We start from the raw sequence: 23,425 nt of genomic DNA on the forward strand, positions 1-23,425 counted from the left end.
GGGGCGGGCACCCCCCCAACGTTTGGTGGTTAAACAACCCGGGGGGGGGCCCCCCCCCCCCGCCGCGCCCCCCCCCCCCCCCCCGGGGGGGGCCCCCCCCGGGGGGGGGGCCCCCCCACCCCGAGTTTCTTGCTGTTGGACCCGGGATGGGGTTCTATCGGGTGGGTGACGGTGACTGAGACGCACGGGGCGATCGACGCGGTCTGGCGGATCGAGTCGGCTCGGATCATTGCCGGGGTGGCGCGGATCGTGCGGGATGTCGGGCTGGCCGAGGAGCTCGCGCAGGACGCGCTGGTCGCGGCGCTGGAGCAGTGGCCGGAGTCCGGCGTACCGAACAATCCGGGTGCCTGGCTGATGGCGATCGCCAAGCGGCGGGCCATCGACCTGATCCGGCGCAAGGAGACGTACCAGCGCAAGCTCGCCGAGCTGGGGCATGAGCTCGAGATCGACGGGGACAGCGTCGAGGACGATGTCGAGGCGATCCTCGAGGACACCATCGAGGACGATCTGCTGCGGCTGGTGTTCACCGCATGTCACCCGGTGCTGACGACCGACGCGCGCGTCTCGCTCACGCTGCGGTTGCTCGGCGGGTTGAAGACCGACGAGATCGCGCGCGCGTTCCTCGCGCCCGAGGCGACCATCGCGCAGCGCATCGTCCGGGCAAAGCGCAATCTGGCCAAGGCGGAGGTCGAGTTCGAGGTACCGACCGGTCAGGACCTGATCGACCGGCTCTCGTCGGTACTGGAAGTCATCTACCTGATCTACAACGAGGGCTACTCCGCCACCGCCGGAGACGACTGGATGCGGCCGTCGCTGTGCAACGAGGCGCTCCGCCTCGGCCGGTTGCTCGCCGAGCTGATGCCGGCCGAGCCGGAAGTACACGGTCTGGTCGCGCTGATGGAGATCCAGGCGTCGCGCGCCAACGCCCGCGTCGGCCCCAACGGCGAGCCGGTCCTGCTGCTCGACCAGGACCGCCGCCGCTGGGACCGCCTGCTCATCCGCCGCGGACTCGAGAGCATCGACCGCGCCTGGAACCTCGAAGGCACCCCTGGCCCGTACCTGCTCCAGGCAGCCATCGCCGCCTGCCACGCCCGCGCCGCCGAGGCCGACGACACCGACTGGGCCCGAATCACAGGCCTGTACGCCGTACTCGCACAAGTCACCCCGTCACCCGTGGTCGAGCTCAACCGGGCAGTCGCGATCTCGATGGCCTTCGGTCCCGAGCGCGGACTGACGGCCGTCGACGCGCTGGCCGACGAACCGTCGCTGAAGGACTACCACCTGCTGCCGAGCGTCCGAGGCGACCTGCTCTTCAAACTCGGCCGCCTCGACGAGGCCCGAGCCGAATTCGAGAAGGCAGCCAGTCTCACCCGCAACGAGCGCGAACGAACCTTCCTATTGGACCGCGCCGCAAACTGTTAAGCCCCCACCCCGACTCGCTCGTCGGGCCGGAGTGTTGTGCCCGCCCGAATCACCTGCGGTGCACGGTCTGGCCAATGGGACTCGACTTGACGCTGACGTCGTCGAACGGCTGACTCACGCCCGGGCCGGCGTATAGGCCCCACCCCGACTCGCTCGTCGCGCCGGAGTGTTGTGCCCGCCCGAACCACTTGCGGTGCGCCGTCCAGCCCGCGGGACTCGTCCAGCGCTGGCGGTTGGTGCCGTCCACCGGTTGACTCGGTCCGGCCAGTCATAGGCCACCGCAAACCCACTGGTTGGATCAACGCCTTGCGCCAACCCGAACCACAGCCAGATAGCTCTCGCTGGTGGCGGGTTGCCGGATCAAGCGATGGTGTTTGAGCGGAAACTTCTCGTCGCCAGGTGACAGATTCTTTCCGGTCAGCTCTCCCAAACCGCCATCCCGGGCATGGCAGCAACGAGTTGCCGCATCGCAGGCCCGCGACCAATTGGCCACGCGTTCCAGGTACCCATGGCGTCGCCGCCCGAGTGGTTTGGGTGGGCTCAAGGCCCCAGCTCGACATGCGAGCACGGGTGGGGCTTAGACACCCACGCCCAAGCCCTGCGTTGGCAGCAACGAGTTGCCGCATCGCAGGGCCGCGACCAACTGCCTACGTGGTCCAGGTACCCATCGCGTGGCCGCCCGAGTGGTTTGGGTGGGCTCAAGAGTCCAGCTCGACATGCGAGCACGGGGGGCCTAAACACCCCACCCCAACCCCGCGTTCCGACCGTCTCAGAAATCTTTTGGGGTAGGTGTCGATTTGGTGGGTGGTCGATCGACGCAGCGGTGAGGCCAGATGAGAGGCATCGGCCGTTGTGAAGGAGCACATCATGCAGAAAGTCATCTCGGCCGACGGCACCCCGATCGCGTACGACCGCCTCGGCGACGGGCCCGCCGTCATTCTGGTCTGTGGTGGGTCGGTGGACCGGATGTCGAACGCGCCGCTGGCCGCGTTGCTGGCGCAGAGCTACACCGTCTACAACTACGACCGCCGGGGTCGCGGCGACAGCGGTGACGCCGAGGTCTACGCGATCGAGCGCGAGTTCGAGGACCTCGACGCGATCTTCGCCGAGGCGGGTGGCTCGGCCCACCTCTATGGCACGTCGTCGGGCGCCGCACTGGCTCTGCTCGCGACCGCAGCGGGCCGGCCGGTGAACAAGCTGGCGCTGTGGGAGCCGCCGTACTTCCTCGAAGGCGCCGAAGGCCGTCCGCCGGCTGACACCGCGTCGATCTACCGCGGGTTCGTCGCGGAGGGCCGGCGGGACAAGGCGGCGGAGTACTTCATGGCTGAGGTGGTCGGGATGCCCGCCGAGTTCGTGGCGCAGGCGAAGGCCTCGCCGTGGTGGCCGGCGCAGGAGGCGATCGCGCACACGCTCGCGTACGACGCGACGGTGATGGGCGACTATTCGGTACCGACCCAGGCGATCAAGGCAATTCACCAGCCGACCCGGGTGCTGACCGGGGGAGTCGCCTGGCCGTGGATGGCCGAGAGCAACAAGGCGGTGGCGGAGCTGCTGCAAGATGGCAGTCACGTAGTACTGGCTGAGCAGCAGCACAACGTCGACCCCGCGATACTGGCTCCCGCGTTGAAGGAGTTCTGGTCATGAACACCACGGTCTCGAAGGACGGAACCACGATCGCCTACGACCGGGCCGGTGATGGTCCGGTGGTGATCCTGGTCGACGGTGCGCTGTGCAGTCGCGCGCAAGGGCCGATGCCGGAGCTGGCCAAGTTGCTGGCCGGCGAGTTCACGGTCTACCACTACGACCGGCGCGGGCGGGGTGACAGCGGCGACGCACCGGAGTACGAGGTGGAGCGGGAGATCGAGGACCTAGCCTCGGTGATCGAGGCGGCGGGCGGGTCGGCTTATGTGTACGGATCCTCGTCGGGGGCGGCGCTCGCGTTGCGGGCTGCCGCCGCGGGGGTGCCGATCAGCAAGCTGGTGGTGTTCGAGGCGCCGTACGTGATCGACGACAGCCGGAAGGCGGTCCCGCTGACCTGGGTTGCTGACCTGCAGGCGCTGTCGGATCGGCCGGGGGAGGCGATCAGGTACTTCATGACGAAGGGGATCGGGCTGCCCGGTTTCGTCGTCACGCTGATGAAGCTGATGCCGGCGTGGAAGGAGTTGAAGGCGGTCGCCCATACGCTCTCGTACGACGCTGCGGTGGTCGGCGAGAATGCGTTCGGGAAGCCGCTCGACGCGTCGCAGTGGGCGGGTGTGGAGCTGCCCGTGCTGGTGGTGGGCGGCGGGAAGAGCCCCGCGTGGATGCGGGCGTCGGTCAAGGCGGTCGCGGACGCGATACCGGGAGCCGCCCATCGGGAGATCCCGGGACAGAACCACATGATCAAGGCATCGGCGATCGCACCGGTACTGACCGAGTTCTTCGGGGGTTGAGGTGAAGTTCACGACGAGGATCGCCGGGACGACGGTGACCGGGATCGAGGTGCCGGCGGAGGTGATCGAGGCGCTTGGTCGCGGGAAGAAGCCGCCGGTGGTGGTCACGCTGAACGGGTACACCTACCGCAACACGGTGGCGGTGATGGGTGGGCGGTACATGGTCGCGCTGAGCGCCAAGCACCGCGAGGCGGCTGGGGTGGCCGGGGGTGAGGAACACGAGGTGGAGCTGGTGCTCGACGACCGGCCGCGCGAGGTCGAAGTACCGGCAGATTTTGCCGCCGCTCTGGATGCTGATCCCAAGGCACGGAGGTTTTTCGACGGTTTGTCGTACAGCCAGCGCAGCTGGTTCGTCCTCGGCGTCGAAGAAGCCAAGAAACCGGAAACCCGCGCCAACCGCATCGTCAAAGCAGTCGAACGGCTGGCCTCGGGCCGAGGCCAGCGCTGACGACGACGGGCTCGTGGCGCTGGGCGCCACCTCGCCACCAGAAGGGGGAGTGGCGCAAGGCCGCCTTATGGGGTGGTGCAGGGCGGCCGACGTGCGAGGGCGGTGCAGGACGCCGATGCGCGAGGGGCGGTAGGGCGCCCGATGTCCGAAGAACCGCCGGCGGGCCGGGGTTCTTCGGACTGTCAGGTGTGGGTCAGGCGACGGTGATGAGGCCGCCGGCGTTGGTGCGGGCCGCGTCGAAGCGGGCCTGGGCGTCGGCCCAGTTGACGACGTTCCACCAGGCCTTGACGTAGTCCGGCTTCACGTTCTTGTACTGCAGGTAGAAGGCGTGCTCCCACATGTCCAGCATGACGATCGGGATCTGCCCGGCGGGCAGGTTGCCCTGCTGGTCGTACAGCTGGTGGATCAGCAGCTGGCCCTGCAGCGCGTCCCAGCCGAGGATGGCCCAGCCGGACCCCTGGATGGTGGTCGCGGCAGCGGTGAAGTGGGCCTGGAAGGCGTCGAACGAGCCGAACGACTCGTCCAGCGCGGCAGCCAGCTCGCCGTCCGGCTTGTCGCCGCCGTCCGGGGAGAGGTTCTTCCAGAAGATCGAGTGGTTGACGTGACCGCCGAGGTTGAAGGCGAGCGTCTTCTCCAGCCCGACGATCGAACCGAAGTCACCGCTCTCGCGGGCCGCGGCCAGCTTCTCCAGGGTGTCGTTCAGGCCGTTGACGTAGGTCTGGTGGTGCTTGGAGTGGTGCAGCTCCATGATCTCGCCCGCGATGTGCGGCGCCAGCGCGCCGTAGTCGTAGCCGAGGTCCGGAAGCGTGTACTTCGTAGTCAACTCTGCTCCTTCGTCAGGGCCCAGGAGGGCCGGTGGCTCTACCTTGAGACTTCAACCAGTGTTGAGGTCAAGCGGACACTTCCGTGCCCACCCGTACCCCGGCCGGCTAGCTCCTAGTCTGCCCCGTCCGTCCACAGCACCGTAGGCCGCCTCGCAACAGTTCACCCTCTGGTCGCTCCGGTACTTCGGCCAGCCCCGCCTCACCCCTTCGCGAGTACCGCCCGAAGTACCGGCTCGAAGGCCGCCGGGTCATCGGTGAAGCCGGTATGCCCGCCCGGAAACCGGGTGGGTTCGGCCCCCAAACCGGCCGCGAGCGCCGTCGAGGTGCGCTCACAGAGTTGACCACTCGACTCCACCCCGATCCCGACCACGATCCGGACCGGTCCGTCTCGCAGAGCGTCCACGTCAGGCTCCCAACCGACGCTCGGCCCCAGCTCGTGCCCGAACCAGAACCGCTCGTCCGTCACCGACTGCGGATCGCGCTCACCGCCGAACATCCCCTCGATCGCCCCCGGCGGCACCATGATGTTCGCCTGCGCGAAGAACTTCTCCCACGCGCCGATCACGTCCCCCGACAGATAGGTCGCCCGCAGCTCTTCGGACAGCCCGAGCTGCTCGACCCGGTCGTCGAGCAGGTTCAGCAGCGGCGGCTCGTGGGCAATCACCGTGCTGACCGCATCCGGGAAGAGCTCAGCCAGCGTCAGCACACTGACCGCCCCACCGCTCGACCCCAGCGCGACGGCAGGCCCGGCGCCGACGTGGGTGATCAGTGCGGCCAGGTCAGCAGCCCGTTGCGCCGGAGTCGAGTCCTGATCGGGGTTGTCGAGCGGGCTGCGGTTGATCCCGCGCGGGTCGGTCGTCAGCACCGTGTGGTCCGTGGCCAGCAGCTCGGCCAGTGGCGCGAAGGAGTCGGCGTCCATCGGAGCCCCGACGAGCACCACGAGCGGCCCGCTGCCGCGCAATTCGTAGTACAGGCGAGCATCGTCGACATCGAGGGTCAAAGCGGTCTGTGTTGTCATGGCTCGACCATGCGGGAGACCGTGCTCCGGACTCCAACACCTGTTGACCGGTGATTGACACGCCTGGTGTGTTAATAAGAACGAGTGCCCGACGATCTGGAGATCCGGCTGCTGCGGTACTTCGTCGTCGTGGCGGAGGAACTGCACTTCAGCCGCGCGGCGCAGCGGCTCTTCATCGCGCAGCAGGCGCTCAGCCGCGACATCCGCCGGCTGGAGGACCGCCTCGGGGCGCGGCTCTTCGATCGGACCACCCGCCGGGTCGAGCTGACGCCGTCAGGTCAGAAGCTGCTCGTCAGGGCCCGCGAGCTGATCAGCCTGCACGACCTCACCGTGCACGAGTTGCGCGGCTTCGCCCCGTCGATGACGGTCGACGTGGTTGGTCCTGGCCTGACACCCACGCTCGTACTCGCGGCCGCGCGCCGGATCGCTCCCGAGTTGGAGTTCTTCGTCCGCTTCCACACCGGCACCGAGGCCGCCGTACCGCTGGTGCTGGCCGACCGTCTCGACGTGACCTTCGGCCGGCATCCCGGGCGGGCCGAAGGTCTGCGTCAACGCGTCGTACGGTACGAACCGCTGGCCGTCCTGCTGCCCGAAGGCGACCCGCTCGCCGACTCGGCCGAGATCTCGCTGCAGGACCTGAAGGGGACCGGATTGTGTTACCGGGCAGGGAATCACGCCACCCCGGCCTGGGATCACGCGATCCTGCAGGTGCTCGCGCCCTGGGGTGTCGACCGGACGCTCGCGCATCCGCACGTCGAGGGTGGCGCCGACGAGTTGGCGCAGCACATCCGCGACCGGAGCTCCCCGATCCTGACGATGAGCACCCAACCGCCGGTCCCGGGCGCGGTACTGCGCCCTGTCATCGACCCGGTGATCCTCTACCCCTGGTCGATGGTCTGGCGAGCAGACTTGGCCCATCCCGCGCTGGACGCCCTCATTGCAGCCATCGACGAACTCGCCATCGACGACTGGCTCGTCATCCCTGACGGCGCCTGGCTCCCAGAACCTGAAAGCTCAGTCAGACGCTGACATCGAGTACGAGCTTGCCCTGCGTCCGTCCGGTCGCCATCCGCCGATGAGCCTCAGCGGCCTCGGCCAGCGGGAAGGTCTCCTCGACCTCTACCTGTACTTCGCCGTGCTCGACCAGCACCGCGATCTCGCCGAGCGCATGTCCGTCCGGCTCGACCAGGAACGGCCGCACCCGCACGCCGGCCGCCGCAGCCTTGGCGAGCAGTTCAGGTGAAGTACCGGATGGTACTGCGACCAGCAGTCCACCCGGCTTGAGCACCTTGATCGACTGGTCGACCGTGGTCTCGCTACCGATCAGGTCGACCACCAGATCGAGGTCGCCGGTCGCCGTCTCGACCGCCGTCGTCTGGTAGTCGATCACCTCGTCGGCGCCGAGCGACAGCAGCCAATCGTGTTTCGCCTTACTTGCCGTCCCGATCACGTACGCGCCAAGGTTCTTCGCGAACTGAACCGCCAGGTGCCCGACGCCGCCACCGGCCGCGTGGATCAGTACTCGCTGGCCGTGCTGAAGATCCGCCGCGGCGGTGAGGATCTGCCACGCCGTCAACCCGGCCAGCGGAAGGGCAGCTGCTTCGGCATGGCTGAGGTTGGCAGGCTTCTTCGCGAACTGACGGGCGGGCGCGGTGACGTACTCGGCGTATGCCGAAGCCGCCCGCGGGAACCACGGCATGCCGTAGACCTCGTCGCCGACCTCCAGCGTGTGTACGCCGAACCCGATCTCCTCGACCACACCGGACACGTCCCAGCCGAGGATGAACGGCGGCGCACCGAGTACGCCCTGCATACCGCCGCCCTCGCGGGTCTTGTAGTCGACCGGGTTGACGCCGGCCGCATGCACGCGGACCAGGACCTCGGTCGGCAGCGGCTCGGGTCGCTCGACCTCGGCGACGTACAGGACTTCGGGTCCGCCCAGCTTGTTCTGCGTGATGGCTCTCATGGGGCCGGACGCTATCTGCGCGACCGTACTTTCCCGCAAGGGCTGCTACTATCTTCTGGAAAGTGACCAGCTCAGGAGGGCCTTCCGTGACCGTCAGCTGTTCGACCGGAGTGCATGACAAGCATGATGTGTACGCCCTTCAGTGCCCCTGCCGCGACGTCCTCGACCTGCTCGCGAACAAGTGGGCCGCGCTCGCGATCGGTGCGCTGGAAGACGGCCCGGTCCGGTTCGGCGAACTCCAGCGCCGGCTGCAGGGCATCAGCCCGAAGGTCCTGACCAACACTTTGCGCCGGCTCGAGGACAGCGGCTTCATCGACCGCGAGATCTACGCCGAGGTCCCCCTCCGCGTCGAGTACTCCCTGACCGACCTGGGTCACAGCGTCTCCACCCCTCTCAGCGCCCTCCGCACCTGGGTCGAAGCCCACCTCCACGAGATCACCTGACAACTGCCGTGCGGCGTCCCGGCCGCCAACGGGTCATCCGTGGTGTGACTCCGGTCGCGGTCTCATAGACTGCGGCTCTCGATCCCCCGAATCTCGACCGAACCTGAGGAAGTTGTTCGTGCTCACGATGCAGGACGCGCTGCTCGCGCTGACCAAGTACTGGACCGAACGCGGTTGCATGGTGGTGCAGCCGTTCAACACCGAGGTGGGAGCCGGCACGCTGAACCCGGCGACCATCCTGCGCGTCCTCGGTCCCGAGCCGTGGCGGGTCGCCTACGTCGAGCCGTCGGTCCGGCCCGACGACGCGCGGTACGGCGAGAACCCGAACCGGCTGCAGACGCACACCCAGTTCCAGGTCGTGCTCAAGCCGGACCCGGGCAACCCGCAGGAGCTGTTCCTGAGCAGCCTCGAGGCGCTCGGCATCGACATCGACGCGCACGACGTCCGGTTCGTCGAGGACAACTGGGCCAACCCGGCGACCGGTTCCTGGGGACTCGGCTGGGAGGTGTGGCTGGACGGGCTGGAGATCACCCAGTTCACCTACTTCCAGCAGGCCGGCGGGATGACGCTGGACCCGGTGTCGGTGGAGATCACCTACGGCATCGAGCGGATCATGATGGCGCTGCAGGGCGTCTCGCACTTCAAGGACATCGCGTACGCGCCGGGCATCTCGTACGGCGAAGCGTTCGGCCAGGCGGAGTACGAGATGAGCCGGTACTACCTCGACGACGCGGACGTGGAATCGCAGAAGCGGCTGTTCGAGGAGTACGCGAACGAGGCCCGGCGGATGCTGGATCTGCGGCTGCCGGTGCCGGCGCACATCAACGTGCTGCGTTGCTCGCACACCTTCAACGTGCTCGACTCGCGCGGAGCGGTCAGTACTACGGAACGCGCCAAGGCGTTCGGCCGGATGCGGACACTGGCGCGCGAGGTGGCCACGCTTTGGGCGGAGCGGCGTACGGAACTCGAGCACCCGCTCGGCATCGCCTCATTGCCTGCCGCAGCTCCGGCGCCTGAAGCTTTCCCGACGATGAGCGGGACGCGGCAGCTGCTGTTCGAGATCGGTACCGAGGAGATGCCGCCGTCGGAGGTCACCAAGACCGCTGCCGCCGTCAAGGCCGCGCTGACCGAGAAGCTGGCGGCGACCCGGCTTGGGCATGGCGAGGTCACCACTTATGCGACGCCGCGCCGGGTGGTCGCTTTCGTGGCCGCTGTGCAGGCGAGTGAGCCGGATGCGGAGAAGGTTTCCCGTGGTCCGAAGAAGGCTGCCGCATTTGATGCCGAGGGCAACCTTACGAAGGCGGCTGCCGGGTTCGCGCGGGGCCAGAAGGTGGAACCCTCCGAGCTGCACGACCTGGTGGTCGACGGTGTCGAGTACGTCGCCGTGACCAAGCCTGACCCGGGGCGTGGGGCGGCCGAGGTGCTCAGCGGCGTACTGGCCGAGATCGTCAGCGGTCTGCGGTCGGACAAGAACATGCGCTGGAACGACGCCAAGCTGTCGTTCACCCGGCCGGTCCGCTGGATGGTCGCGCTGCTCGGTGACCAGGTCGTTCCGGTGTCGGTGTCGTCGCTGTCGGCCGGGCGTACGACGCGCGTCCTTCGTACCGCCGCCCAGCCGACCGTTGAGATCGCGTCGGCCGAGGGATACCTCGACCTGCTGCGGATCCACGGCATCGAGGCCGACCCGGCCAAGCGCCGCGAGCGGATCATCTCGGCTTCGGAGTTGCTCGCTCGTGAGGTGAACGGCAGCATCGACTTCGTCGCCGAGTCCGCGTTGCTGGACCAGATCGTCAACCTGATCGAGGAGCCGACGCCGATCCTGGGCAACTTCTCGGCCGACTACCTGGACCTGCCCGCCGAGATCCTGACGACCGTGATGCGCAAGCACCAGCGGTACCTGCCGGTGCGTGGCGCCTCGGGTGAGCTGTTGCCGCACTTCGTTGCCGTTGCCAACGGTTCGGTCAACGAGGCGATCGTGCGGAACGGCAACGAAGGTGTGCTGCGTGCTCGGTATGAGGACGCTGCCTTCTTCTGGCGGGCGGATCTGCAGAGCACGCCCGAGGCGATGAAGCAGGGGCTGGAGAAGCTCGCCTTCGAGGAGCGGCTCGGCTCGATGGCCCAGCGCGCCCGTCGGATCGCGGCCGTCGCTACGTCGCTGGCCTCCGTCGTGGAGCTTTCGGGTGACAATCTGGTGGCTCTGCAGCGTGCTGCCGAGCTGGCCAAGTTCGACCTCGGCTCGCAGATGGTCGTCGAACTGACCAGCCTGGCCGGCACGATGGCCCGCGAGTACGCCCGCCGCAGCGGCGAAACCGAGGCCGTTGCGCAGGCTTTGTTCGACATGGAGCTGCCGCGCTCCGCCGGCGACCCCGTCCCGTCTTCTGTGCCGGGCGCACTGCTGGCGTTGGCGGATCGCTTCGACCTGCTGGCCGGGCTGTTCGCGATCGGCGCCAAGCCGACCGGTAGCTCCGACCCCTTCGCTTTGCGTCGGGCCGCTGCTGGTGTGGTGGCGATCCTGCGCGAACACCCATCGCTGCGGGCGATCACGCTGTCGACCGGTCTGGCCGCTGCTGCTTCGGAGATCACCGCGCAGGGGATCGAGGTGTCCGATGCCGTGCTCGCCGACGCCGCGGACTTCACCGTACGGCGGTACGAGCAGCAGTTGACCGATCGCGGTGACGACCACCTTCAGGTCGCCGCTGTGTTGCCGTTGGCCGAGGCACCCGCAACCGCCGACGAAACCCTCGCCGAACTCCAGCGCCAGGTGTTGAGTGATGGGTTCGCCGACCTGGTCGCAGTACTCCAGCGAGCCCGCCGCATCGTCCCCGCCGATGTAGTCGCGTCGTATGACTCCACCAAGCTCACCGAACCGGCCGAGGTAGCCCTCCACGAAGCCGTCCAAAAGGTAGGCACCGCCCCCACCAACCTGGCCGACTTCGTCACCGCCACCCAGCCCCTGGTAGCCCCCATCACCACCTTCTTCGAAGAAATCCTCGTCATGGCCGAGGACCCAGACCTCCGCGCCGCCCGCCTCGGCCTCCTGGCCACCATCCGCGACCTGGCCGCCCCCGTCCTCGACTGGCAAGCCCTAGGCACCAGCCTCACCAAAGAAAACTGACCTAACCGCCGGCGTGGGGTACTAGCCCACGCCGGCGCCTGGTTCGCTCCTGCGTCGCTCCCACGGCGCTGAGCTCCCACCCGCCCTTGGTCGCGGGTTCCTCCGTCACCCGCTCAGCGAAGGCACCCGTGGTTGTCGAGGGCCCCTGTGCGGTGAGGTGTCCGTGGTCGCGTGTGCGGGTGGCCGTCCGGCGTGAGGTACTGACCTACGTCGGTGCCTCGTCGAGTACAAGGGCATCGTGGAGCGCCCGACCGTACCTGGGCTTCAGCCGACAGGCGCTCGTCCTGGGCGCTTGGATCGGTCTGGTTGACCTTCCTTGGCCCTTATCGTGCGGGACACGTGCGGCTTCGCAGGGAAGTACCGCACCAGCGAAGGGGGCTTCATGGTTACTCGGTATGGAACTGGTCGGCTGGCGCGGACGGTGGTTGCGCTCGGCGCCGCCGCGGCGCTTACCATCGGGGGCACGGTGACCGCTAGCGCGGCCTTGCCGAAGGTCAGTGGGCCGACCTTGGCGGGGATCGCGAAACCGACCTCGGCCAAGTACACGGCGCTGAACGGCGGGGTCACCGACGGGACGTACTGGTATGCCGTCGTGTCGGAGCACGCCAAGTCCGGCACCAAGATGTACGACTCGACCCAGCTGATCAAGACCAAGCTGTACGCGTCGACGCCGACCAAGGTCGCGACCTTCCGGATCCGCTCCGGTCACGCCACGAATCTGCTCGGGCACGGCAACGACATCGCCTACAACGCCGACACCAAGCGGTTGCTGATCCCCGCGTGGACCAACGACGACTCGGTCCAGGGCGCCACCCAAGGACGGGCCGTCCGGGTCATCAACCCGAGCACGCTCGCGATCGAGAAGACCGTATTGTTGCCGCACACAACGACCGGTCTGTGCTACGACGCGGTCAACAACCGGTACGCCGGCGGCACGCTGAACCAGTACTACTCGTACAACAGCGCGTTCAAGCAGACCGCGAAGTCGGCCAAGCTGGCGATGACCGGTACCGGGCAGGGCATCGACTGCGACCAGAGCTACGTCTACGTCATCACCAGCCCCAAGGGCACGCAGAAGACCAACCGGATCTTCGTCTACAACTGGTCCTTCAAGCTGGTACGCACCTACGAGCACGCTTCCGGCTCCGAGAGCGAGCACCTCACCCACCAGCGCGGCACCTACTACCTGGGCTTCAACATCGGTGCGGGCCGGCTCTACCGCCTGGACAACTTCCAGTTCACGGTGACGTACGCCGCCGGGGGCGGTACCGGATCGATGTCACCCACGATCGTGCTCTACGGCCGTACGACCGCGCTGCGGAAGAACACCTTCACACGCTCCGGCCACACCTTCGCCGGCTGGACCGCCAAGCGCTCCTACGACAACAAGACCCGCTACCAGAACCCGAAGGACACCACCAAAACCGGCTGGTACACCGCCGGCCACCAGCCCAGCGGCTGGAAGCCCTACCTCTACAAGAACAGCGCGACCGTACTCCACACCACCCCCCGCGGAGCCGTCGCCCTGACCGCAGTCTGGCGCGCCGCGTAGTACCACCATCACCAAGGAAAACCGAAGCGAGGTCTGTCCGGCGTGGGCTACTCACCCCACGCCGGCGCCTCGTTCGCTCCTTCGTCGCCTAGCTCCCACCCGTTGCGGTTTTGGTGGCTCCCGTAGTGGGAGGTCTGGCCGCCAGGCTCGGTATGACTTTCCCACCTAGTCGAGGTTCATGATCCCGGGTGTGGTGTCGCCGGGCCTGGTTGGCATTGAGGGAGACGTCCTGGATCCGGAGACGCTTTCCGAAGCCCTGGCCGGCATCACGACCGCCGTTCACCTGGCCGCCGTGTTCCGTACCACCGACGAAGCCCGGAGATCGACGCCACGACAGCGGACTGAACTGGGTGATCCTGCGTTTCCCCTTCGTGTACGGGGACCAGGACGGTCATCTCGAAGCGGCCCCGCGCCAACTGGCCGAGCTGGGATGGCATCCCGCGCGCAAACTCAGCGTCATCCACCACGAGGACATCGCAACCGCGATCAACCTCGCGCTGACCGGCGAACTGGACGGGCAAACGGTCAACATCGCCGACGACTCACCCCTCACCGCCTACGAAATGGCCCAACTCGTCGGCTCGACCTACGAGTCCTCCGGCGAGCCCCTGCCCAGCCCATGGCAAGGCCACATGGACATCTCGCTGGCTCGAAGCCGCGGCTTCCGACCGAAGGTGCCCACTGCCTACCAGGCCTATCGCGACGGAAGAATCTGATCCGAACGCGCCGGCCAGGAGCGGTCAGCGGCTGAGTTGGGACGCGACCGCATCGCGGTCGATGAGGGACCAGACGTGCGCGATCCGTCCGCCCTCGAACCGGTAGAAGACGTGCTCGGCGAACGAGACCGCCCGCCCTGTCGGTTCAAGGCCGAGGAAGGTGCTTGTCGGGGTGCAGTCGAACCAGAGCCGACAACCAACCAGGTCGCCATTGGTGGACAACAGGTGAGCCTCGTACCGTAGATCCGGTACCGCTCGAGCATCCTCCGCGATCATGTCGGCGTACTGCTGGCGGGTCAGCGGTTTGTCGTTGTAGACGAGTTCGTCGCAGACGTAACGGTCCAGCTCGTCGAACCGCCGGCCGTTCAGTACGTCGAGGTAGGCCAGGTACGTGGACTCCAGGTTGTGGTGGGCCACGGGTTCTCCTTCCGTGCCGTCCTGCACGAGCTGAAGCGGATAGTCCGCAAATGCCATGGCCGGTCGAGGTCGACCGTACATCGTGCCCCGGCATGATGGCGGGATGGAGCTGAGTGAGCGGATCGAGCGGGCTGAGGCGGAGTTGCTCTGGAGGCTTGGGGACGACTACGGCCCCGGCCCGACTGTGCTGGGGATGACGCGGCGCCGCTTCGGCTCGGTCGTCGCGCTGGCGGCACCGCGGGACACCTTGTCGTTCTGGTCCCAGGCGACCGGGTTCGGACTGGATGGGCCGGTGACCTCGGCAGTGATCGGCGAGGTCCTGGTCTACTTCAAGGCGGCCGGGTGTACGACGGCCAAGCTGAGCATCACGCCAAGTCTTCTCCCACCGGACTGGGACGAGATCGCGACGTCGTACGGAGTCACCCCGGGCCCGACCGACGTCCAGGTCGTACGCCGTGCCGAGCCGGTCGAGCAGGCAGCCACCGACTTCCGCATCGAAGCGATCGGGCCGCAGTACGCCGACAGTTGGGCGCAGCTGCAAGCGGACGCCTATCAGATGGACGACGACGGTTTCCGTACCATGCTCGAGGCCTACTGCGACTGGCCAGGCATGACGGCTTACGCCGCCTGGGATGGTGACACGATGGTCGGCACCGCCTCGCTGCACGTCGTCGACGGTGTCGGCCGGCTGCGCAGCGGCGCGACCCGGCCGGAGTACCGGGGGAGAGGCGCCCAGTCGGCGCTGCTCACCCGCCGGATCGCCGACGCCTTCGCCCAGGGCTGCGACCTGGTCACCACCGGCTCGTTCAAACCCGAGCCCGGCGGTCACAACCCGTCGCTGGCCAACATGCTGCGGCAAGGCTTCGAAGTGCTGACCGATCGCACGCTGCAGATCTGGCGACTGACCTAGAACCCACCGCCACAGATCGATGCCCTCGGCACCAACGGAAGGGGACTGTGAGGCCGTTGGCTATACCTTGCTCGCGACCACCATGTAGTTCTCGGCCTCAGGGTTGTACGTGGTCTTTTCCGTCCGGAGTCCGACCTGGTGCAGCTCGGCTGTGAGTTCGTCGTAGCGGTAGGGCCAGCACGACAGCAGTTCCGAGCGGACAAGAACCGGCCCGGCCGCATCAACTTCCGCGATCGCGATCTCGATGTGGTGCTCCTCCTCCCACTGTGACGCAATCTCCCAGCGGTAGACCACGACGGCATTGCGTCCGTTCCGGCGGATTAGACGGTCAGTGATGTCCAGCCGGGAACCTCTGGAACGCACGAGTTCCCAGGTGCGGGAGGTGAGTACCAAGCGCCCGCCGGGGCGCAGAAGCCGTGACATCGACTCCAGAGCAGCAAGCCTGCCGCTCGCGCCCACGGCATGGTGCAGCGAGTTGCCGACGCAGAACACCATGTCGAAGGTGCCGTCATCGAAATGGTCGGGCAACTCTTGCCAGTCGGCCCGCATTGTCCGGACGGGGGCCTTGAATTCCTCAGCCAACTCCGCAGTCCGGCGAACCATCGCTTCGCTGGCATCAGTTGCGACCACCTGCAGACCACGACCGGCGAGGCCGACCGCCAACTGTCCGGTTCCGCACGAACAATCGAGGACGTGAGCGTTCGGCGGCAGGAGACTGAGGACGTCGTCGAACGACGCAGCGAACTCGGCCGGGGCCAGCTTCGCATCCGAGATGAGCCACTCGTACACCTCGGCAAGCGAGTCATAGCTCGTCACAACTACTACCTCCGTCACGGGGCAGACGCACGGTCGCCCATCAGTACATCAGCGCAGCAAGTCGGCTCACCAATGGTTTTACAAGGGGCGATCCGCCCTGTCATGCCGCTTGCCGAGGAGGGCGCGCACCGGGACCTGCTCGATGTACGGCCGATAGGGATGAAGCACTTCCCGGAGCTCCGCTGCGATCTGTGGACGCTCCTTGGGCGAGGGAAGGCGGTCAACCGGTAGCGCGCTGTAGACCCCGCCGAGTACCTGATCGAAGTCGAGCTCGTCGGCATAGTCGAGCTCGACCTCGCTGACCTCGAAGCCATTGACCGTCAGGCTCTGGCGATAGTGCCGTTGCGTTGCGTTGTCGGTCCCGCAACTGTTGGCTGGACGCGCGCCCAACCAGTCGGACAGCCATTCGCGTAACGCCCGTGACCAGTCCGAGTCCTGCAGCCACAGCGGGATCCCGTTGGCCACGACCATGACACCACCGCCAGGACGCAGGAGCGGACCGACTGCGGCGAACAGCGCCTCATGGTTCATCCAGTGCAGCGCTTGTCCGATCGTCACGGCACCGACCGACTGTTCACCCAACAGCGATCGCAGCAGCGGAAGGTCGGAGTCGCTGCCGACCAGCCACGCCACATTCGTGACGCCCTGGTCCTGGGCGGCTGAGCGGGCGACGGCCAGCATGTCTGGTTCGGGATCGACCCCTATCACGGCCCGAACCTGCGGGGCTATCGGTGTCGCCAGTTGCCCCGTGCCACAACCGAGATCGATCACGAGATCGTCGCCCGTCAACGAGAACGCATCGATGCACGCGGCGATCAACCCTGACGGATAACCGCGGCGGTATCGGTGATACAGATCAGCAACCTCGCCGCCGAACCCCAGATCCATCGCCTCAGAATGCCTCCTCACGTCGATGATCCGACAGGGCTTCTGCCGCCGGCATAACGCCTGCCGGCCGTTCTGGAAGCTGACCGTTCCGCCACCGGGCCGGCATTGCAAGCTGGGTGGGTTAGAGGGGGAGGGTTAGGAGGGGGGCCAGGCGGGTGGCTATCAGGTGGTAGCCGTCGGGGTTGGGGTGTAGGTCGTCGGCGTAGAGGGTTTGGGCTTCGTTGGTGGTGAGGACGGTGCGGCCGTCTATCAGGTGGAGGTCGGGGAAGGTTCGGGCGCCTAGTTCTACGCAGGCTCGGATGTCGTCGAGGGTCAGGCCGACGGCGTTGGGTTTGCCTTCGAGGTTGGGGGCGACGAGCGGGGTGATGACGACGATCGGGGTGTGGGGGTGGCCGTCGCGGACGGTTGAGATGAAGGACTCGATCTGGCCGGGGAGGGTGCGGCCGTTGAAGGTCTGGCCGCCGTAGACGTTGACGCCGAGGCACAGCGAGATCAGGCGGGCCGGGGTGTCGCGGATGGTGCGGGCGGCGATCGGGTCGAGGTGGCATTCGCCGGCGAAGCCGAGGGAGATCAGGTCCCAGCCGTGTTGCCGGGCTACCAGGGCGGGCCAGGTTTCAGAAGGGCCGTACGCACCTGTGCATTGCGTGATCGAGCTGCCGTAGGTGATCCAGCGTGGGCCGGTCGGCGGCTGCGGTACGGCTTCACCATGAAAGAAAACCGCCCGTACCTCGATCGCGCCCCCTTGCGGCAGCCAGATCTGCAGGTCGGCTGGGTCGGCGGGAAGGTCGACGGTGATCCGTTGCTCGCCGGGCTCGACCTGGCAGCGTTGGTGGAGCTGACCGTTGATCAGGAAATCGACCGGGGCGATCGCCGCGTAGATGTCGAGGGCTGCTCGGATCTCCAGGGTTACCGATGATGCTGACGTCCGCCAAGAGGCTCGTACTCCGGCAGGGGTGGCGGCGCGGGACCAGAGGCGGTGGCCGGGGCGGTCCGGGCGGCCGAGCCAGTCGTGGAGTTCGAACGGCTGCTCGCGTGGGTCCAGTCGCCAGAACGTCTGCCAGCCGTCCGCGTCGACAGCTCGATGGCGGTAGCCGGTCCAGAGTGCGTCACTGCTCATGACGAAGTCCCAAGCCGGGTTGCCGCGCGGGCGCCGAGGCTCGCGTCGACATGGTCGCGCATCACGGCAGCGGCGGTCTCGGCATCGCCCGCGGCGATCGCGTCGACCAACGCTTGGTGCTCGGCATGGGTGCGGTCGAGGTCGGCCTGGCTCCGGTCGACGGTGAGCGCGAGCCGCCGGTAGCGGTCGGCCTTGTCCCAGAGCCCGTCGAGGGTCTGGACGAGCAGGTCGTTCTGCGATGCCGAGTAGATCGCGTGGTGGAACCGGCGATGGCTGCCCAGTTCCTCGGCCTTCGGATCCCCGCGGAGCGGAGTCAGCTCGGCCGCAGTGGCCCGGATCGTCTCAAGATCCGCGCGGGTACGCCGTTCCGCCGCGAGCCCGGCCGCGAGTGGGTCGAGCGACCGGCGCAGCTCGACCAGGTCGCGGGCCTCCTCCGCGGTCAGTGCGCTCACCCGGGCGTCGCGGTGGGCGTCCAGTTCGACCAGGCCGTCGCTCATCAGCCGGCGCAGAGCCTCCCGCAGCGGCGTCGTACTGATGCCGAGGTCACGCGCGAGCTGGCCTTGCTGGATGACGCAGCCGGGGGCGAGGTCGCCGCGCAGGATCTGCTCGCGGACCAGACCGTAGGCGACCTCGGCCTTGGTCGCGCGGGCGCCGTTCGGGTCGTCCATCGGTCCTCCTCCCGTGCCAGCAGCGAGGCTATAACCTACCGCAGCATACGATCCGACAGTGCTTATAACGAGATAAAGAGCCAAAGCTGAGGGAAACAACGCCAAACGAAGATCAGTCCGAGCTCTTGACGAGACAGGTTATAACGAAGGACAGTAGCTGTACCCCGCTCGACGAGAGGAACCACGTGCCGACCGCAGAACCACGAACCCACCGCCTCGGCGTCCTGCTCGGCGACGGCATCGGGCCGGAGATCGTGCCCGCAGCCGTCGAGGTGCTCGACGCCGCCGTCGCGACCGCCGGCGCCAAGCCGCTCGACTGGGTACCGCTGCCGGTCGGCGCCGCCGCGATCGAGAGCCACGGCAGCGCCCTGCCGCCCGCCAGCCTGGAGGCGCTCGAAGAGCTGGACGGCTGGCTGCTCGGCCCGCACGACAGCGCGGCGTACCCGGCGGAGCACCGGGCACAGCTGAACCCGAGCGGGTTCCTGCGCAAGCACTTCGAGCTGTTCGCCAACATCCGGCCGGCGAAGGCGTTCGAGGGTGTCCAGGCCATCACACCCGGGATCGACCTGGTGATCGTCCGGGAAAACACCGAGGGCTTCTACGCGGACCGCAGTACCTACCGAGGCACCGGCGAGTACATGCCGACGGCCGACGTGGCGATCGCGATGGGCATCTTCACCCGGCCCGCGATCGAGCGAATCGCGCGGGAGGCCTTCGAGCTGGCCCGTACCCGCCGCCGGCACCTGACCGTCGTACACAAGGCGAACGTGCTGCGGATGACGACCGGCTTCTTCCTCGACATCTGCCGCGAGGTCGGCGCCGAGTACCCGGACGTCGAGCTGGACGACTTCCACATCGACGCGATGACGGCCCACCTGGTACGCCGGGCCGCCGCGTTCGACGTGATCGTCACCGAGAACATGTTCGGCGACATCCTGTCCGACCTGACCGGCGAACTGGCCGGCTCTCTCGGCATCGCCGGCTCGCTCAACGCCTCCCACACCCGCGCGATGGCCCAGGCCGCCCACGGCTCGGCCCCCGACATCGCCGGGCAGAACGTGGCCAACCCCATCGCCGTCATCAGATCCGGCGCCATGCTGCTCAGCTGGCTCGGCACCCGCCACGCCGACCCCGCACTCCAGCAAGCAGCGACCCTCGTCGAAGCCGCCTTGGCGACCACTGTCGAGTCTGGAACCCGTACTCCGGACCTGCGCGGCACCGCCACCACGAGCGACTTCGCCGCCGCCGTAGCTGCCACCATCACCGCCGGCCGATGACCCCTCGACCACCGGCGCACCTGCCCCGAACCCTCCGGATCCTGCTGGAGAACGGCTTGCGGCACGGCACGAACACCGAGGAGCTCAGCAACTGGGCACCCGGCGTGACCGGCGAGATCGAGGTCCATCCGTCCCGGGTCTTCCTGCACGACACCAACGGCGTACCGGTACTGGCCGATCTGGCCGCGATGCGGGATGCCGTCGTACAGGCTGGCGGCGATCCCCGCTCGGTGGATCCGCTGGTGCCGGCAGAGTTGGTGATTGACCATTCCGTGATCGCCGATGTGTTCGGCCGGCCGGATGCGCTGCGCCGCAACGTGGAACTGGAGTACCACCGCAACGCCGAGCGCTACCGCTTCCTGCGCTGGGGCCAGCAAGCCTTTGAAACCCTGAAGGTGGTACCGCCGGGCTCGGGCATCATGCACCAGGTCAACCTCGAGTACCTGGCCCGCGTGGTCGAGGAGCGCGACGGCGTCGTGTTCCCGGATCTCTGCCTGGGCACGGATTCGCACACCACGATGGTGAACGGCCTCGGCGTCCTGGGCTGGGGCATCGGCGGTATCGAGGCCGAAGCGGCGATGCTCGGCCAGTCGGTCTCGATGATGATCCCGCCCGTGGTCGGCGTCCGCCTCACCGGCACCCTCCCGGCCGGCGCCACCGCCACCGACCTCGTCCTGACCCTGACCGAACGCCTGAGGGCGCACGGTGTGGTCGGCAAACTGGTCGAGTTCCACGGCCCCGGCCTGACCGACCTCCCGGTCGCCGACCGCGCCACCATCGCCAACATGAGCCCTGAGTTCGGCTCGACCGCCGCCTGGTTCCCGATCGACGACCAGACGCTCAGCTACCTGACCTTCACTGGCCGCGCCGCCGCTCAGGTGGCCCTGGTCGAGTCCTACGCCAAAGCCCAGGGCCTCTGGCACGACGACTCAGCGATCCAGTACGACGAAAACGTCACCTTCGACCTGGCCACCGTCACCCCCTCGATTGCCGGCCCGAGCCGCCCCGACCAACGCATCGTCTTGGCCGACGTCAAGAAGACGGTCGGTACTTCGGGTACAGGGCTGTCCGACGGGGCTGTTGTGGTCGCGGCGATCACGTCCTGCACCAACACCTCCAACCCGGCAGTGATGGTAGCGGCCGGGCTGCTGGCGAAGGCTGCGGTGGAGAAGGGTTTGGTGAGCAAGCCGTGGGTGAAGACGACCTTGTCGCCGGGGTCGCGGGTCGTGATGGACTACCTCGAGCGGGCGGGACTGACGCCGTACCTGGAGAAGCTTGGCTTCCACCTGGCCGGGTTCGGCTGCATGACGTGCATCGGCGCCTCCGGTGCGCTCATCGACGAGGTCGTGCAAACCGTACGGGACAAGGGCTTGTCGGTCGCGGCCGTACTGTCCGGCAACCGGAACTTCGAGGGCCGGATCCAGCCCGACGTCCGCTCCAACTATCTCGCGTCGCCGCCGCTGGTGATCGCCTATGCGCTCACCGGCCGGATGGACGTCGACCTGATCACCGAACCACTGGGCACAAGTGCCGACGGAAAACCCGTTTACCTGAAAGACATCTGGCCCCGCCCGAGCGAGATCGACGCCGTTATCCAGGAAGCGCTGCGGCCGGAGATGTTCACCGCGGCGTACGAGCGGATCTTCGAAGGCGACGACCGCTGGCGCGACCTCAGCGACGATGCGACCGGTGAGACCTTCGGCTGGGCCGACGACTCCACCTACCTCAGACGCCCCCCGTACTTCGAGCTGCAAGCGACCCCCGGCGACCTCCACAACGCCCGGGCGCTCGTCAGGCTCGGGGACTCCGTGACGACCGATCACCTCTCCCCGGCCGGCGCGATCCCACCGGACAGCGTGGCGGGCCGGTACCTGCGTGAACTCGGCGTCGACGAGCTGAACACGTACGCGTCCCGCCGGGGCAACCATCTGGTGATGATGCGTGGCGCCTTCGCCAACCTCCGGCTCCGCAACGCGCTGGCCGATGGCGTCGAAGGTGGGGTCACCCGCAAGGACGGCGTCCTGCTGCCGATCTTCGACGCCGCGATGGCGTACCAGCGCGAGGAGATCCCGGTGGTCGTCGTGGCCGGGAAGAACTACGGCACCGGCTCGTCTCGCGACTGGGCCGCCAAAGGGCCTGCCCTGCTTGGCGTTCGTGCCGTCCTGGCGCAGTCCTTCGAGCGCATCCACCGGTCGAACCTGGTCGGCATGGGCATCCTCCCGCTCGAGTTCCTGCCAGGCGAAGGCGACGACCTCACCGGCGAACACCCGATCGACATCGCGCTCGGCGACGACGGCTTCGCGACGGTCACCTCGGACGGCCGGTCCTACCGGTTGCGCATCCGCCTCGACACTCCTCGCGAGCATGAGTACTACCGGGCCGGCGGCGTACTGCCTTATGTACTGGCGCAGCTCCAAAGCAGGGAAGGGGTCAGCCATGCAGCAGCGGTCTGACCTCCTCGCCCAGGAACCGCGCGAACGCGGCGACATCCGGCTCGTCGCTGCAGGGCTGCACGGACAGGCCGGTCGCCCCGGCGTCGGCCAACTCCAGCAGTTGATCGGCGATGGCCCGGGCATCGCCCACGGCGCCGACGCCCGGGCCGCCCGGGATGCCGTAGTTGCCCAGCTCGGCATCGACCCGGGCGCGCGCGTTCGGTCCGGTCGCGACGATCAGACTCGCGTACACGTCATGAGGCCGATCGCCAGCAGCTGCCAGCACCGTCGCGGCCGACTCCTTCACCGCAGCGACGTCGAGGCCGAGCGCGAGCAGGGTGCCCGTGCCCAGCTCGCCGGCCGCAGCGAGCGACCGCGGGCCGGCAGCGCCGATCAGCAGCGCCGGCGGTTGCAGCGGGGGATAGGCCAGCGCAACCTCATCCAGGTTCACATACCGCCCCGACACGGAGACCTGCTCACCATCGAGCAGCCGCCGCAACGCCGTGGCGAACTCCCGCAGCAAGGTGAGCGGAGCCTCGGCCCGTACTCCGGCCTGCCCCATCCACCCCTGTACGCCGTGCCCGATGCCGCCCACGAACCGTCCCGGAAACAGCCGGTCGATGGTCGCGAGCTCCATCGCCGCCTGGACGACCGAGCGCAACGGCACCGGCAAGAGCCCGATCCCGACCCGCACCCGCTCGGTGGCCGCCAGCGCGGTCACCGCCGCGGCGACGGCGCTCTCCTTGAAGCAGTCCTCCGACACCCAGAAGTCGTCCAGTCCGGCGGCATCGGCGGCAGTCGCGACCGGCCGGAGCGACTCCGGCGGCAACGACGGGGGAAACACGAGTCCAAGTCGCGGTCGAGTAGTCATCGCTCCATCGTCGGCCCGGCCACCGACAGTTTCGGCCGCCGGACAAAGGTTGCCGGATCAGGAAAGTAACCAGTACGCTTATGTAACAGGTGA

Annotated in this window: 21 protein-coding genes; 12 read left to right on the forward strand and 9 right to left on the reverse strand. The window is 67.8% G+C overall.

Annotation, left to right across the window (positions count from 1 at the left end; genetic code table 11):
• Window positions 1-165 precede the first annotated feature (165 nt).
• The 4 genes from ACIA12_RS39085 (at window position 166) to ACIA12_RS39100 (ending at window position 4,302) form a co-directional block, all read left to right on the forward strand.
• Window positions 166-1,422 carry an RNA polymerase sigma factor gene (locus tag ACIA12_RS39085; RefSeq protein ID WP_396372513.1) on the forward strand — a complete coding sequence of 419 codons (1,257 nt, stop codon included), beginning with the start codon at window positions 166-168 and terminating at the stop codon, window positions 1,420-1,422.
• A gap of 867 nt (window positions 1,423-2,289) precedes the next feature.
• Window positions 2,290-3,066 carry an alpha/beta fold hydrolase gene (locus ACIA12_RS39090; protein WP_396372514.1) on the forward strand — a complete coding sequence of 259 codons (777 nt, stop codon included), beginning with the start codon at window positions 2,290-2,292 and terminating at the stop codon, window positions 3,064-3,066.
• Window positions 3,063-3,854 (forward strand): alpha/beta fold hydrolase, encoded by a 792-nt coding sequence (locus ACIA12_RS39095; protein ID WP_396372515.1) that lies wholly within the window; start codon window positions 3,063-3,065, stop codon window positions 3,852-3,854. The genes ACIA12_RS39090 and ACIA12_RS39095 overlap by 4 nt, the downstream gene beginning before the upstream one ends.
• A 1-nt stretch (window position 3,855) precedes the next feature.
• Window positions 3,856-4,302 carry a YdeI/OmpD-associated family protein gene (locus ACIA12_RS39100; protein WP_396372516.1) on the forward strand — a complete coding sequence of 149 codons (447 nt, stop codon included), beginning with the start codon at window positions 3,856-3,858 and terminating at the stop codon, window positions 4,300-4,302.
• A gap of 193 nt (window positions 4,303-4,495) precedes the next feature.
• On the opposite strand, the gene ACIA12_RS39105 is transcribed toward ACIA12_RS39100, so the two are convergent.
• Window positions 4,496-5,125: a superoxide dismutase gene (locus ACIA12_RS39105; RefSeq protein ID WP_396372517.1), complete on the reverse strand. Its 630-nt coding sequence runs from the start codon at window positions 5,123-5,125 to the stop codon at window positions 4,496-4,498.
• A 200-nt stretch (window positions 5,126-5,325) separates the two neighbouring features.
• Window positions 5,326-6,144 carry an alpha/beta fold hydrolase gene (locus ACIA12_RS39110; RefSeq protein ID WP_396372518.1) on the reverse strand — a complete coding sequence of 273 codons (819 nt, stop codon included), beginning with the start codon at window positions 6,142-6,144 and terminating at the stop codon, window positions 5,326-5,328.
• 84 nt (window positions 6,145-6,228) lie between these two features.
• Here ACIA12_RS39110 and ACIA12_RS39115 point away from each other — a divergent pair, with 84 nt between their 5' ends.
• Window positions 6,229-7,173 carry a LysR family transcriptional regulator gene (locus tag ACIA12_RS39115; RefSeq protein WP_396372519.1) on the forward strand — a complete coding sequence of 315 codons (945 nt, stop codon included), beginning with the start codon at window positions 6,229-6,231 and terminating at the stop codon, window positions 7,171-7,173.
• On the opposite strand, the gene ACIA12_RS39120 is transcribed toward ACIA12_RS39115, so the two are convergent.
• On the reverse strand, window positions 7,163-8,110 hold the full coding sequence (locus ACIA12_RS39120) for an NADP-dependent oxidoreductase (protein ID WP_396372520.1): 948 nt from the start codon (window positions 8,108-8,110) through the stop codon (window positions 7,163-7,165). The genes ACIA12_RS39115 and ACIA12_RS39120 overlap by 11 nt on opposite strands.
• A gap of 86 nt (window positions 8,111-8,196) precedes the next feature.
• On the opposite strand from ACIA12_RS39120, the gene ACIA12_RS39125 reads away from it, so the two are divergent.
• The 4 genes from ACIA12_RS39125 (at window position 8,197) to ACIA12_RS39140 (ending at window position 13,936) form a co-directional block, all read left to right on the forward strand.
• Window positions 8,197-8,553 (forward strand): winged helix-turn-helix transcriptional regulator, encoded by a 357-nt coding sequence (locus ACIA12_RS39125; protein WP_396372521.1) that lies wholly within the window; start codon window positions 8,197-8,199, stop codon window positions 8,551-8,553.
• Window positions 8,554-8,680: 127 nt separating this feature from the next.
• Window positions 8,681-11,668 carry a glycine--tRNA ligase gene (locus tag ACIA12_RS39130; RefSeq protein ID WP_396372685.1) on the forward strand — a complete coding sequence of 996 codons (2,988 nt, stop codon included), beginning with the start codon at window positions 8,681-8,683 and terminating at the stop codon, window positions 11,666-11,668.
• 466 nt (window positions 11,669-12,134) lie between these two features.
• A complete protein-coding gene (locus tag ACIA12_RS39135) occupies window positions 12,135-13,220 on the forward strand; it encodes an InlB B-repeat-containing protein (protein WP_396372522.1) in 1,086 nt (361 codons plus the stop codon).
• Window positions 13,221-13,570: 350 nt separating this feature from the next.
• Window positions 13,571-13,936, forward strand: a complete 366-nt coding sequence (locus ACIA12_RS39140; protein ID WP_396372523.1) for a hypothetical protein — start codon at window positions 13,571-13,573, stop codon at window positions 13,934-13,936.
• Between the two features lie 24 nt (window positions 13,937-13,960).
• On the opposite strand, the gene ACIA12_RS39145 is transcribed toward ACIA12_RS39140, so the two are convergent.
• Window positions 13,961-14,353 carry an ester cyclase gene (locus ACIA12_RS39145; protein ID WP_396372524.1) on the reverse strand — a complete coding sequence of 131 codons (393 nt, stop codon included), beginning with the start codon at window positions 14,351-14,353 and terminating at the stop codon, window positions 13,961-13,963.
• 103 nt (window positions 14,354-14,456) lie between these two features.
• Here ACIA12_RS39145 and ACIA12_RS39150 point away from each other — a divergent pair, with 103 nt between their 5' ends.
• On the forward strand, window positions 14,457-15,263 hold the full coding sequence (locus tag ACIA12_RS39150) for a GNAT family N-acetyltransferase (RefSeq protein ID WP_396372525.1): 807 nt from the start codon (window positions 14,457-14,459) through the stop codon (window positions 15,261-15,263).
• Window positions 15,264-15,323: 60 nt separating this feature from the next.
• Here ACIA12_RS39150 and ACIA12_RS39155 read toward each other — a convergent pair whose 3' ends face one another.
• From ACIA12_RS39155 to ACIA12_RS39170, 4 genes are all read right to left on the reverse strand, one after another.
• Window positions 15,324-16,079 carry a class I SAM-dependent methyltransferase gene (locus ACIA12_RS39155; RefSeq protein ID WP_396372526.1) on the reverse strand — a complete coding sequence of 252 codons (756 nt, stop codon included), beginning with the start codon at window positions 16,077-16,079 and terminating at the stop codon, window positions 15,324-15,326.
• 78 nt (window positions 16,080-16,157) lie between these two features.
• Window positions 16,158-16,967, reverse strand: coding sequence for a class I SAM-dependent methyltransferase (locus ACIA12_RS39160; RefSeq protein WP_396372527.1), 810 nt, complete (start codon window positions 16,965-16,967; stop codon window positions 16,158-16,160).
• Between the two features lie 121 nt (window positions 16,968-17,088).
• Window positions 17,089-18,084, reverse strand: a complete 996-nt coding sequence (locus ACIA12_RS39165; protein WP_396372528.1) for a GDSL-type esterase/lipase family protein — start codon at window positions 18,082-18,084, stop codon at window positions 17,089-17,091.
• Complete coding sequence (locus ACIA12_RS39170; protein ID WP_396372529.1) at window positions 18,081-18,752, reverse strand: GntR family transcriptional regulator; 672 nt, start codon at window positions 18,750-18,752, stop codon at window positions 18,081-18,083. The genes ACIA12_RS39165 and ACIA12_RS39170 overlap by 4 nt, the downstream gene beginning before the upstream one ends.
• 185 nt (window positions 18,753-18,937) lie before the next feature.
• Between ACIA12_RS39170 and ACIA12_RS39175 the strand changes: the two genes are divergently transcribed.
• On the forward strand, window positions 18,938-20,029 hold the full coding sequence (locus ACIA12_RS39175) for an isocitrate/isopropylmalate dehydrogenase family protein (RefSeq protein WP_396372530.1): 1,092 nt from the start codon (window positions 18,938-18,940) through the stop codon (window positions 20,027-20,029).
• Window positions 20,026-22,482 carry an aconitate hydratase AcnA gene (acnA, locus tag ACIA12_RS39180; protein WP_396372531.1) on the forward strand — a complete coding sequence of 819 codons (2,457 nt, stop codon included), beginning with the start codon at window positions 20,026-20,028 and terminating at the stop codon, window positions 22,480-22,482. The genes ACIA12_RS39175 and acnA overlap by 4 nt, the downstream gene beginning before the upstream one ends.
• On the opposite strand, the gene ACIA12_RS39185 is transcribed toward acnA, so the two are convergent.
• The gene (locus tag ACIA12_RS39185) at window positions 22,460-23,332 is read right to left on the reverse strand and encodes an LLM class flavin-dependent oxidoreductase (RefSeq protein ID WP_396372532.1); all 873 of its coding nucleotides are present in this window, start codon (window positions 23,330-23,332) and stop codon (window positions 22,460-22,462) included. The two genes, acnA and ACIA12_RS39185, sit on opposite strands and share 23 nt — an antisense overlap.
• Window positions 23,333-23,425 lie beyond the last annotated feature (93 nt).

The organism is Kribbella sp. NPDC051620 (assembly GCF_044453825.1).
GTDB lineage: Bacteria > Actinomycetota > Actinomycetes > Propionibacteriales > Kribbellaceae > Kribbella.